This is a genomic window from Ruminococcus sp. 1001136sp1_2201st1_G3_2201SCRN_220225 (assembly GCF_040924365.1).
Lineage (GTDB): Bacteria > Bacillota > Clostridia > Lachnospirales > Lachnospiraceae > Blautia_A > Blautia_A faecis.
In genome coordinates this window covers 1-11,997 of the sequence record NZ_JBCOME010000010.1, presented here as the reverse complement: position 1 = coordinate 11,997, position 11,997 = coordinate 1, and the positions used below count along the sequence as shown (strand labels likewise).

The following is an 11,997-nucleotide window of genomic DNA, read 5'->3' as shown; positions in this document are numbered from 1 at the left end:
AGCACACTGTTCATGAAATATTTCAAAATCGGTGCATACTGAAGTGCCGCCTTATAGTTATCCAGGTTAAAACTGGATGGCAGGGACAATGCAGAGGAGTTAATCTCTGCATAAGATTTAAAAGACCCCAAAAACGCCCAAATGATTGGTGCCAATGAAATAAAAATCAAAAAGATCATAAAGAAATATTTGAAAAAGGACGCGATCCCATTTTTCACTCTGCTTGTTTTTCTCATTATGCCGCCTCCTTTTTCTCACGGAAAAGACCTTTGATCAGAATAACCAGTGTGATTCCGATAATGATCTGTACTACCCCTACTGCGTTTGCTTTTCCATAATTGTTTTCCAGTGTCGCTGCCTTATACAGATAAATGGGCAGGTTCAAAGTAGAAGTTCCAGGTCCGCCTTTTGTTGTCATGTAAATAATGTCAAACTGTGACACCATGGCCACACTTGCAAGAGTGACACAGGTTCCGCATACATTTCGCATCAGCGGTAGCGTAATATAACGGTCTGCCTGCCAGGGAGTTGCACCGTCGATTGCTGCTGCCTCATAAATCTCTTTGCTTACAGCACCCATTTCTGCCAGAAAAATAATGGTGTTAAATCCGGAATAGAGGATCCAGGTTGCTGTCACCGTCCAGAATGCATATCTGGAATTTCCGAACAGATTTGGAACCATGGCGTAGTCGATTCCAAGAAAATCCATGATTGGCTTTACAATTCCGAACATAGGATTTAAAAGCAGAGTAAACATAACACCTGTTGCCGCTGTAGGAATGATATTTGGGATCATGTATGCTGTTCTTGCAAATTTCCAGCCCTTCGGTTTTCTTCGAAGAACAAGTGCCATAGCAAGACCAACACCTACATGTATGGTGGACTGCAGCACTACCCACAGAAGGGTGTTCCGGATGGAGCAGATAAAATCGCTGTCACTGAAAATCGTAATAAAGTTTTTGATTCCCTGAAATGCAGGTGAATTAAAAGCGGTATAATCACACAGAGATGTGTAAAAAACAGTGATGATAGGAGCCGCATATACCAGTGCAAATAAGATCATGCAGGGAATGGTAAACAAAAAAATCCATATCTTTTTATTCTTTGTATTCATTTTTTCTCCTCACAAAAAGAATCCTGCCTGCAGAAAATTCCAACGGAATTTCCTGTTTCATAAAAACAGCCTGTCACCAGAGCTGTATTGGTGCCGGTGACAGGCTATTTACATTATTCCACGTTCTTTGCTGCCGCTTCTGACAGTTTTGTGCAGAACTCTTCTGCTGTGATGTTTCCATATGCCAGTTCCGGAAGCTCTGTTGAGAAGGTATCAATTGTATTCTGATACCAGTATGCCTGATTCTGTCCGTAAGTCACCTCTGCCTTGCCCTGGATTTCAAGTGCCTGTGCCATCAGAGGATCGCTCTCGGAAAGTGTATCCGGAACCTCAAGATTATCAGATACAGGCTGTAATCCGGTCATTTCCAGAGCCTTGATCTGGTTTTCCGGAGTTGTCTCGAATTTCAGGAATGCAACTGCTGCCTCTATTTTCTCAGGATCGGTAGCGCCTACCATATCGCCAGGTGTTGGAACCATTTCCATTCCGTTCCCTGGAAGAAGCATGATACCAACCTTGTCATAGAAGCCTTCCGGAGCCTTCTCTGTCTCAGAGAAATCCGGGATCATCCATGGTCCGTTCGGGAACATTGCAACTTCGCCGTTAAAGAAATGAGTTGCCATTGGATCATATTTTCCGCCAACAGCATCTGGTGTTGTATAGTTCTGGAACATTTTCTGGATGTTCTCTGCTGCTTCAATTACTTCTGGTGTATTGTAATCTGTTGGATACATAGTGTTCATCCACTCATTTCCAGCATCACCGTTTGTTCCAATAAGAGCACTCATCCACAGGTTTGTCAGCCATCCGGAATCTGCACTATCCATTCCGATCGGGGTGATTCCTGCTTCCTTCAGCTTGTCGCATGCTTCAAAGAACTCATCCCAGGTTGCATATGCTACTTCCGGAGCCTCGATTCCAGCCTGCTCAAACAGGTCTTTGTTATAGTAAATGTAAGAAACCTCTTTAGAAACCGGAATACCATAAATCTTGCCATCTACTGTATTGAAATCCAGAGATGTTTCATCAAACAGAGATTTCCACTCCGGATCTGCATCCAGGTAAGGTGTCAAGTCTGCTACTTTTCCGGATTTTGCAGCCAGCTCGATAATGTTGTTTCCACCATTGAAAACGATATCCGGCAGATCTCCGCTGGAGATAAGAAGTTTGATTTTCTGATTAAATGCATCTGTTGTAGGAATTTCCTCAAAGCTGAACTCTACGTTCTTTCCTTCCTCTGTCTGCTGAAAAGCTTCGAACAGATAGGAATAGTACTCAGCTGCGTAGTCGGTTCCTACGTGATAGTTGATCACGCTTAAAGTTACTTTTTCATCATCGGCAGCCATTACAGGTACAGCCATTCCCGCACACATAGTTCCGATCAGTGCTGCTGCCATAATTTTAGAAATCATTTTTCTTTTCATGATGTTCCTCCCTTGTTTTGGTTTGTGAGTGTATTATAGCCTGTAAAGCCCCTTTTTTTAATAAAAGACCTTGTGCTGTTCCTTGGATATTTCCGCACCATTTTCCTGATTTTTTCCCATTTTTCTCCTTTTCTTTCTCCTGTTTAAAAATTTTGTCCTCTTCTTTAAAATACATGACATTCCTGCAAATTTAATTGATGTACTTTTTGAAATGTGGGATAATATAAAAGTAATTATTTTTCCAAATTAAGGAGGTTTTCCATTTTGGCTGATCACACTCCTAAGAAATATCCCTCTCTCAGATTTTTCATTACCGTCACCATTATGATCATCGTGGGATTCGTTTTACTATTATCTGTGGGATTTTATTATATCAAAACTTCTTCTATATTAAGAAAGACCTCCCGCGACTCCATTGTGCGGGAGTTAAATCAGGTCAATGATACCATACAGGACCAGGTGGAGACAATTGATTCCGTCATTCCTCTTTTTATGTCTAATGAGGTGATCCAGAATGCACTGGAAAATCCGGACGCGGGAACCAATCATCCATTTTCCGTAGAGCGGCAGATGTCTTATATTTATAACAGTTCTGCTCTTTCCGAAAAGAATTTCACAGATTCCATTTACATTTATAACAATCATAACATTATTTACCATGCCTATACTTCCGGGATTCTGGAAAACGTGGAAGATACCTCAGACTTTCTGCAAAGTACCATCGACGCCTCTGATCCGCACCTGATGTGTTATACTTCCCCGCTACACGAACAGAACATGTACTTTGCCCGCAATCTGTATAGCAGCAATTCAGGAAACAGGATTGGTATGATTGTTATCAACATCAATGCCAGGAAATGGATTGAATACTGCTCGAAGACCATTGATTCATCCTGGTTTATTATGCTTTTTAACAGAGAATTTTCCCTTAGTACAGATTCTGATTTTTCAGGAGAGGATCTTCAGACTTTATATTCCAGTCTGAATACAAAAAAAGGCTCTGTGCTGTTTAAGGAACAAAGCTTTGCCGGCAAAGATTATTTCATGGCATCCCAGTCCCTGGAACGACTGGGACTTACCTCCGCAGTGGCCGCTCCCAAAGAACTGCTTCTTGAAAACCTGAACAGTACCCTGAAATCCTATCTTCTGGTTACCCTGGCAGTGGCTCTCATTGCCCTGTTTGCGGCATTTATTATTTCCCGGGCAGTTACCCGTCCCATTGATACCATGATTCTTCTCATCAATGAGATTTCAAAAGGAAACCGCAGCTCCCTTCCGCCAGAAAGCTTTTATCAGGAATTCCAGGTGTGGGCCCAGTCCTTTAATCAGATGCTTCTGCAGCTTGACACCTATTATCAGGATATTTATCAGCAAAAACTTCTTATAAAAAATGCCGAGATCCGTGCTCTTCAGTCCCAGATGGATCCACACTTTCTTTTCAATGTGCTCAACACTATTGCATGGAAAGCCCAGATGATTGACAACGAAGAGATTTATGAGATGGTAATTTCCCTGGGAAGCCTGATGAAAATGAACACCCTCTCCCGAAATCACAATTTCACTTCCATTTCAAAAGAAATGGAATATGTGCGACTTTATGTATATCTTCAGCAGATGCGTTTCGAGGACAAAATTTCCTGCGATATCCAGATACCGGAACAGGCTCTTTCCTGCGAAATCCCCTGTCTTTCCATTCAGCCACTTGTGGAAAATGCAATTGTCCACGGTCTGGAACCCAAGAAAGGAAAAGGTCATCTGATCATCCAGATCATAGAGGGAGATGACCAAATGCTGGAAATCTGCATTATTGACGACGGAATCGGTTTTGAAGTGATACCAGATATTCAGTCCATCCGGCATTCTGAGAAAGACAGCCACACTCACATCGGCATGAAAAACCTGGACAAGCGGCTGAAACTGCTTTATGGATCAGACTCGGGGATAAAGATCACAAGCCTTCCAAACAAGTGCACCACAGTTTCTTTCCACATTCCAAGAAAGGAGTTTTCCCATGATATTTAAGCTTCTTGTAGTTGACGACGAAGTCACTATGCGAAAAGGTATTTCCAATTATATGAACTGGGCATCCATCGACTGTCAGGTTGTGGGAAGCGCTTCTGACGGAATGGAGGCCATAGATTTTCTGAAAAATCATCCTGTGGATATCGTAATCACAGATATCAAAATGCCCGCTGCAGACGGACTGGAAGTAGCTCGCTTTGTTCACGAAAATCATCCTATGACAAAGGTGATCATCCTGACCGGATACGCTGATTTTGAGTACGCACAGACTGCCATCAAATATCACGTCACCTCCTTCATTTTAAAGCCAACCAATAAAAAAGAACTTTTCGCTGCTGTCCAGGAGGCTCAAAAGCAACTGATTGTTTCCCAACAGCAGGAGAATATTGCAAAAGAAGGTGTCTTTTTCCTGAAGGATCAGCTGATGCAGGAGCTGACTGACCATCCCTGCACAGAAGAATTAAAAGAAAAGCTTCTTTCCCTTGGACTTCACATGGATTGCTATTATGTAGCAGCTTTTAAACCCTCTTCCGATGAACCGGATCTGTCAGCTCTGAAAAAAATTGTAATTGCGGAGAAAAAGAACACCTATTGTTACCGTTATAACAATTTAATCCTGAATGTTTATTTCCAGACGGAGCCCAGCCCTTCCATTCCAGAATATATTCTGGAAAACTGTCGTGAGATCTCCGGTATTGTAAAGGCATTCAGTTCTTCTGAAATTCTTACCGGGATCAGTGCTCTTCATCAATCCCCGGAAGCGTTTCAGATGGCAGTTTCCGAGGCCATCCAGGCACTTACCCATAACTTTTATAGCGAACAACGAATTTCTGTTTTTGAAAGCATCAATTCCGAGGAATCTGCGGAACTTTCTGTAGAAAATTCACTGAATCTTTATCAGATTGAAAGCAGTCTGAACAACTGGGCTTTCCAGGAAGCCAGTTCTGTTTCCAATCATATTTTTTCCAAGTTCAAAAGCAGTTTTACCAATTCACAGGATGCAAAGAATATCTGTTCCCAGATTTACTACATCTGCTGCCGTGTACTGGTAAAAAAAGAGCTGGAGCCTGTTCCCCTTAGATATCTGGAAGACCTTTTGAAATCCCGGGATATTTTTGCCCTGGAGAGTGCTGTTTCTCAGATCATGGAATATACCAGGGAAAACAGTATGAACACCCATGCAGTTCCCAATTACATTATAGAAAACACCATACAGTATATTGTCCAGAATCTGGCTGGAAATCTCTCCCTGGATACCATTGCTCAGGAACTGCATATTTCCCCCTCCCACCTAAGCCGCACCTTCAAAAAGGCAACCTCCTGTTCTCTTACTGAGTACATCAATAAGGAGCGCATTCATAAGGCAAAGGAGCTTCTGCATAATACGGATCTGCTTACTTACGAAATTGCAGAAGCTGTGGGATATAAGGATGCCACCTATTTTTCTTCGATTTTCCGGAAATATGAAGGCCTGAGCCCTTCTGAATATAAAACAAAGTTTTTTGTACAATAGAGATACAATAGAGATTCACTGCAATTTTCCTAAAAGTTTGTTGCACAATCCCCTCACATCCTTTATAATTAGTTAATTGATTAATCTTTTATCAAATTAAAGAGGGAAAGAGGTAAAGAAACAAATGAAAAATCTATGGAACAAATGGACCGGGATTGCACTGGTGAAACGAATCGTCGTTGGTCTGATTCTTGGCGCCATCCTTGGAGTTGCAGCCCCCGGTGCAACCAGCATTGCCATCCTTGGCGATGTATTTGTAGGTGCTCTGAAAGCTATCGCACCCCTTCTGGTATTCTTTCTGGTTCTCAGTTCACTGTGCAACGCAGGAAAATCCCATGGCGGCGTTATCAAAACAGTAGTTGCCCTTTACATGTTCAGCACTGTACTGGCAGCTGTGATCGCCGTTTTCGCCAGCATGATTTTCCCTGTACAGCTGACACTTACCAATGCAGCCGCAGACGCCAGTGCTCCACAGGGTATTGTGGAGGTCCTCAGCAACCTTCTTCTGAATATTGTTGCCAACCCGGTATCTTCCCTGGTGAATGCAAACTATGTAGGTATCCTTACCTGGGCCATCCTTCTTGGACTTGCCCTTCGTACAGCAAATGACACCACCAAAAAAGTCCTTGCTGACATTGCAGACGGAACATCCCTGGTGGTCAGCTGGATCATCAACCTGGCACCCTTCGGAATCTTCGGTCTGGTATTTAACACCGTATCCACCAACGGATTAGACATTTTCACTACCTATGGAAGACTACTGCTGCTGTTGGTAGGCAGCATGCTTTTCATCTACTTTGTAACAAACCCGCTTCTGGTTTACTGGTGTATCCGCAAGAATCCATATCCGCTGATTCTGCACTGCCTGAAGAAAAGTGCCATCACCGCATTCTTCACCAGAAGTTCCGCTGCCAATATTCCAGTAAATATGAAAGCCTGTGAGGAGATGGGGCTTGACCGTGACACCTATTCCGTAACCATTCCTCTTGGTGCAACCATCAACATGGACGGAGCTGCTATCACCATCACCGTTATGACAATGGCAACTGCTTTTACCCTTGGAATCCACGTTGATATCCCAACCGCCATCATCCTCAGCCTTCTTGCAGCCCTTTCTGCATGTGGTGCTTCCGGTGTTGCCGGCGGATCCCTCCTTCTGATTCCTATGGCCTGCTCCCTTTTCGGAATTTCTGACGACATTTCCATGCAGGTTGTAGCCGTAGGCTTTATTATCGGAGTTATCCAGGACTCAGTTGAGACAGCCCTTAACTCCTCTTCTGACCTGCTTCTCTCTGCTTCTGCAGAGTTCAGACAGTGGCGTCTGGAAGGAAAAGAGATTAAATTCTAACACCCAATAATGCTCTGGAAAATATGAGAAAATACTTTGCTTTTTCTCCTTTTCCAGAGCATATTTGAAAAAGGCTTTCTGCAAGATGTGCGTCACAATTTGTGGGAGAATTGGCCGGGATCAGGGCACCATAGCGGGCTACGTCAACTGAATCCGGGAAAAATATACCGCAAAGTTTCACTTTGGCTCTTACTTCTCCATTTCTCTCAGCTTCTTCAATATCCTTTTCTCCATCCTAGAAATCTGAACCTGGGACATTCCCATTTTTTTTGCAACCTCTGTCTGTGTCATATCCTGAAAATACCGAAATACGATCAGTCTTTTCTCCTCTCCTTCCAGTTTTTCCAGAATCTCCTCCAGAAAAATCCGGTTCAAAAGCTTTTCATGGCGATCCTCTTTTTCCGGAAGCCTGTCCACAAGCTGCAAATCCGTTCCATCTCCCTGATACACAGTCTTGTAAATAGAATCTACCTCTGCAGCCGATTCCAGCGTCATCGCCAATTCTTCCATCGGCATATCCATAGCATCTGAAAGTTCTCTTAGATCCGGCTCACGGCCTAACTTTTTCTCCAATTCCTCCCTCATTTTACAGATTTTATACTGATTCTCTTTTATGGAGCGGCTCACCTTCAGAATTCCATCATCCCGAAGGAACCGCTTAATCTCTCCAATGATCATTGGTACTGCATAAGTAGAAAACTTCACATCAAATTCAGGATTGAAATGATCTACAGCCTTCAAAAGCCCGATGCTTCCAATTTGAAAAAGATCCTCCATTTCCACCCCTCTCCCCAGAAAACGCCTGGCAACGCTATATACCAGTCCCATATTTTCCGAAAACAAAGTATCTCTTGCCTCTTTATCTCCCTGGTGAATGCGCCCAATGAGAGCAAGAGTGTGATCCATGTTTCCTCCTGATCAATTACCGATTTTTTTGCTCATATGCACACAGGTTCCTTTTCCAACCTGTGAGGTGACTTTAACCTCATCCATAAATGCTTCCATAAAAGTAAACCCCATTCCTGATCTGTCCTGATCAGCGCGGGTCGTATATAAGGGCTCCATTGCTTTTTCCACATCTGCAATTCCTATGCCATCATCCTCAATATCCAGATAAATTGTTCTCTCTTTTCTGACACACTTCATCCGTATCTTATGTACCTCTCCTTGATAGCCATGGATGATACAGTTGGTTACAGCCTCTGACACAGCCGTTTTCAAATCTGCTACTTCCTCCAGTGTGGGGTTCAGCTGGGTGCAAAATGCCGCGGCAGCTACCCTTGCCAACCCTTCATTCTCCGGACGGCTGTCAAAAATAATGGTCATTTCGTTGGAATTTCCCATCAGACTCCCCTCCCTTCCAGCTGCATCTCATTTTCTGTTCTTTCCAGTTCCAGAAATTTACTCACACCTGAAAGCCGCAGCAATTTTTCAATATATCCGTTTACATGACAGGCCTTCATGCAGCCAGAGCGCATCCCCAGAGCCCGGTATCTCCCCATGATCAAACCTACGCCCGAACTGTCCATAAAAACAGTATTTCCAAAGTCAAAACAAATGGTTCTGATATATATTTTTCCCATAATCCTGTCTGATTCTCTCCGGATCAGCTCAGAAGCCGGATGATCCAGTTCCTCAGGCAGTTTAATATTCAGACAGGTTCCCGTAGTTTCAAAAACAGGTTTCATAAATAAAATCCCCCTTTTTTACTCTATTTTGACCCTCTGCACAGAAAAAAGAAAAAGAGATGTGCAGGTCTATCCCGCACATCCCCGGTTCAGAGGTTTCTCATTATTGTAATTCAGAAATTTTTATTCATAATACTGAAAATCACCATTTTCATCATAATAGCCGTTTTCGTCGCTGTAATCAGAATATCCGGATTCATCATACCCACTGTCACCAGATGCATCATTGTAAGAACTGTCATAACCAGAGGAATCCGTTTCAGAACCATCTGTTGTATTGTCAGTTCCATCATTGCTTTCGGAATCAGAGGAATCTTCGCTGCCCTCAGACTTACTGTCTTCCGTGATTCCAGACACACCAGTAGCTGAACAGATGGTATTGTAAATTCCCATTACATCATCTCCCAGCTGATCTTCATAAACCTTCTGGATTTCCAATGCAGCTGCATCATACTCATTCTGTGTATAAGCTGCATACGCATTCAGAAGTGCCTGATAACTGGTACTCTTCTTCTGCTCGGCATCAAGCTGCTGGGTGATTTCCTCTGCCACATCTCCGGATTCCTTCGCCTCACCCTGGGCTTTGGAAAGCTCCGCACCCTGGCTGACCAGAGACTCGCTGTACTTTACAATCTGTTGATTGGCTTCTCTGTAAATCCCCTGCTTGATAGCCGGAACTGCCAGAAACCAAAATGCAGCCGCACCTGCTGCCACACCCGCCATAAGTGTCACAAACAGTGAAATTCTGGAATTTTCCCTGTAAACTGCCGGCTGTACCACAGTACTTCTGGAAATCTCATCCGAACCTTCTGTCTTGCCCTTGGCACCAAAAAGTCCTTTTTTCTGTTTCTCAAGTCTGGTCGTTACACCAGTTCTCTCATCTACTTCACGAAGAAAACGTAATGTAGTTGTATTGGTCTTATCAATACGAGCCGCCTTTTTCAAGGTTCTTCTTGCCTTGCCCCAGTCATGATTCTTCATATAGATCAGCGCCAGCAGGTGATAGCCTTTGATCAGCTTGGTATTCTGGTTCAGAATTTTGCGAAGCTGAATAGCAGCCATATCCTCATGACCTTCCCTGCAAAGAGCCAGGGCATTATTATATTTTCTTATTGTCTCATTAATAGCATCCAGTTTATTCGAATTCGCCTGAAGACGATTAATATATTCATTCGCAATATTCCGGGTAGACTGCAGATTCTTACTGATCACCCACTCGCTAAGAGCAGCGACCACCTCTCCCATTTCAAAATACACAAGACCCAGAAGATTTCTCGCCTGGATATTTCTCTTGTTAAAGGTAAGGCTCTGCTTCAGACAGTTAACAGCTCCTGAAAGGTCCCGGATACTTGCCTTCTCCAAGCCCTGATTGTAATAAAGTTTGGATAGATACTCCACCTTTTTCTGGATCAGGACGTTGCACCCGCAATGAGGACAGTAATCCAGATCCTTGTCAGCCAGGAACGCGCCGCAATTCATACAGTTCATTAAGTATCTCCTATTCTATTTCATCCTGCGTCCGCTTTTGGACTCCCTGAGCATTTCCTGAAGAATGTCCAGAATATCCGTCAGCTCTCTATCGTAAATAGCCTCTTCCGCGTCTGTCACATCCAGACAGGGCTCAAATTTCTTAAGTTCCTCTTCGTAATCGATCATAAAATTCCTCCACAGACTCCTGGAAAATCAACCAGAAATCCCATGTTTTCTTGCAGACAATTTACTTTTTCAACAAGAGTGTCTTAATCTCTCCCACCAGGTAAAGAGAACCCACGCAAAACAGCATTCCGTCCTCTCCTTTGGCCTCGTGCGCCATATGAAAAGCTTCTTCAATATTATCAGAGTTTCCAATATCCTTACAGCCTTCTTTGCAAAAGATCTCTGCCAGCTCCGCAGACGGCACCTCACGGTATCCCCCAACCTCTGTGGTTACAACTTTACGGAATTTTATTCTGCTGCAAATTGTATGGATCATATCCTGGTAATCCTTATCATTCACCGCAGAAAATAAAAGTGTCAGCGGATACTCCTTCTGAAACCGCTCTGCAGTCTCCACAAACCTGCGCACGCCATCCTCATTATGTGCACCATCCACGATCACGCCCGGCAAAATGGTCTCCATTCTGCCCTGCCATCTGGTATTTGCAATTCCTGCCTGCAGCTGTTCCATGGTCACCGGAATCCTGTCTTTCAGCACTTCCATAGTTGTAAGCGCCAGAGATGCGTTCATCACCTGATACCATGCAATAAAAGGAATATGGAACCTGGTATCCCCATAATAATCGTCCTCCAGGGAAAAATCAATGCCGTCTTTATTATTTCCCAGTACCTTTGCTCCAGCCTGAATTACTTTATAAGCCGGACTTCCAAGCTCCTTTGCCTTCGCAGCGATCACTTCTGCCGCATCCTTGTCATTTCCATCATAGATTACAGGAACTCCCGGAACAATGATTCCAGCCTTCTCCCCTGCAATCTCTCTTACCGTATTTCCCAAAAACTGCATATGATCCAGACTGATAGATGTGATCACGCAAGCCACAGGATTCTCTACCGCTGTAGTCGCATCCAGCCTTCCGCCAAGCCCGGTTTCCAAAGTCACATAGTCCACCCCTGCCTCTGCAAAGATCACCATTCCCATAAGAAACAGCATCTCAAAATAAGTAGGATGGTAACTACCTTCAGCCACAAGCTCGTCCGCCAGCACTTTCACTCTCTCAAAAGCTTTCAAAAAGGTGTCATCATCAATATTCACCTCATTGATCTGAAACCGCTCGTTGATCTTCACCAGATGGGGAGACGTAAACAGACCGCAGGAATACCCTGCCTCCCTGAGAATAGATGTGAGAAACGCACAGGTACTCCCCTTTCCATTCGTTCCCGCAACATGTATC

Annotated in this window: 12 protein-coding genes and 2 pseudogenes; 3 read left to right on the top strand and 11 right to left on the bottom strand. The window is 43.7% G+C overall.

Annotated features, from left to right (window positions below; translation table 11 throughout):
- The 4 genes and pseudogenes from AB5642_RS05205 to AB5642_RS05190 form a co-directional block, all read right to left on the bottom strand.
- Positions 1–236, bottom strand: a pseudogene (locus AB5642_RS05205) (carbohydrate ABC transporter permease); the annotation flags it as partial.
- A complete protein-coding gene (locus AB5642_RS05200; RefSeq protein ID WP_173716399.1) occupies positions 236–1,114 on the bottom strand; it encodes a carbohydrate ABC transporter permease in 879 nt (292 codons plus the stop codon). The gene AB5642_RS05200 and the pseudogene AB5642_RS05205, both read right to left, overlap by 1 nt.
- 113 nt (positions 1,115–1,227) lie before the next feature.
- Positions 1,228–2,538, bottom strand: a complete 1,311-nt coding sequence (locus tag AB5642_RS05195; protein ID WP_173716398.1) for an ABC transporter substrate-binding protein — start codon at positions 2,536–2,538, stop codon at positions 1,228–1,230.
- On the bottom strand, positions 2,516–2,713 hold the full coding sequence (locus AB5642_RS05190; RefSeq protein WP_173716397.1) for a hypothetical protein: 198 nt from the start codon (positions 2,711–2,713) through the stop codon (positions 2,516–2,518). The genes AB5642_RS05195 and AB5642_RS05190 overlap by 23 nt, the downstream gene beginning before the upstream one ends.
- A gap of 89 nt (positions 2,714–2,802) precedes the next feature.
- Here AB5642_RS05190 and AB5642_RS05185 point away from each other — a divergent pair, with 89 nt between their 5' ends.
- The 3 genes from AB5642_RS05185 to sstT all read left to right on the top strand — a co-directional run bounded on the left by AB5642_RS05185 (position 2,803) and on the right by sstT (position 7,421).
- Positions 2,803–4,560 carry a sensor histidine kinase gene (locus AB5642_RS05185; RefSeq protein WP_226840987.1) on the top strand — a complete coding sequence of 586 codons (1,758 nt, stop codon included), beginning with the start codon at positions 2,803–2,805 and terminating at the stop codon, positions 4,558–4,560.
- A complete protein-coding gene (locus AB5642_RS05180) occupies positions 4,550–6,073 on the top strand; it encodes a response regulator (protein WP_173716396.1) in 1,524 nt (507 codons plus the stop codon). The genes AB5642_RS05185 and AB5642_RS05180 overlap by 11 nt, the downstream gene beginning before the upstream one ends.
- 124 nt (positions 6,074–6,197) lie before the next feature.
- Positions 6,198–7,421: a serine/threonine transporter SstT gene (gene sstT, locus AB5642_RS05175; protein WP_173716395.1), complete on the top strand. Its 1,224-nt coding sequence runs from the start codon at positions 6,198–6,200 to the stop codon at positions 7,419–7,421.
- Positions 7,422–7,533: 112 nt separating this feature from the next.
- Here the strand turns inward: sstT and AB5642_RS05170 are convergent.
- From AB5642_RS05170 to AB5642_RS05140, 7 genes and pseudogenes are all read right to left on the bottom strand, one after another.
- Positions 7,534–7,602: pseudogene (locus AB5642_RS05170) on the bottom strand (DUF6783 domain-containing protein); the annotation flags it as partial.
- Positions 7,603–7,610: 8 nt separating this feature from the next.
- A complete protein-coding gene (locus tag AB5642_RS05165) occupies positions 7,611–8,327 on the bottom strand; it encodes a SigF/SigG family RNA polymerase sporulation sigma factor (protein WP_173716394.1) in 717 nt (238 codons plus the stop codon).
- A gap of 12 nt (positions 8,328–8,339) precedes the next feature.
- Entirely contained in the window at positions 8,340–8,765 is a 426-nt protein-coding gene (spoIIAB, locus tag AB5642_RS05160; RefSeq protein ID WP_118583239.1) for an anti-sigma F factor, read from the bottom strand.
- Positions 8,765–9,109 (bottom strand): STAS domain-containing protein, encoded by a 345-nt coding sequence (locus AB5642_RS05155; protein ID WP_173716393.1) that lies wholly within the window; start codon positions 9,107–9,109, stop codon positions 8,765–8,767. The genes spoIIAB and AB5642_RS05155 overlap by 1 nt, the downstream gene beginning before the upstream one ends.
- Before the next feature lie 123 nt (positions 9,110–9,232).
- The gene (locus tag AB5642_RS05150; protein ID WP_173716392.1) at positions 9,233–10,597 is read right to left on the bottom strand and encodes a lipopolysaccharide assembly protein LapB; all 1,365 of its coding nucleotides are present in this window, start codon (positions 10,595–10,597) and stop codon (positions 9,233–9,235) included.
- A gap of 15 nt (positions 10,598–10,612) precedes the next feature.
- Positions 10,613–10,765, bottom strand: coding sequence for a hypothetical protein (locus AB5642_RS05145; RefSeq protein WP_021925740.1), 153 nt, complete (start codon positions 10,763–10,765; stop codon positions 10,613–10,615).
- Positions 10,766–10,826: 61 nt separating this feature from the next.
- A partial coding sequence (locus AB5642_RS05140; protein WP_368371482.1) for a folylpolyglutamate synthase/dihydrofolate synthase family protein occupies positions 10,827–11,997 on the bottom strand: 1,171 nt, incomplete at its 5' end.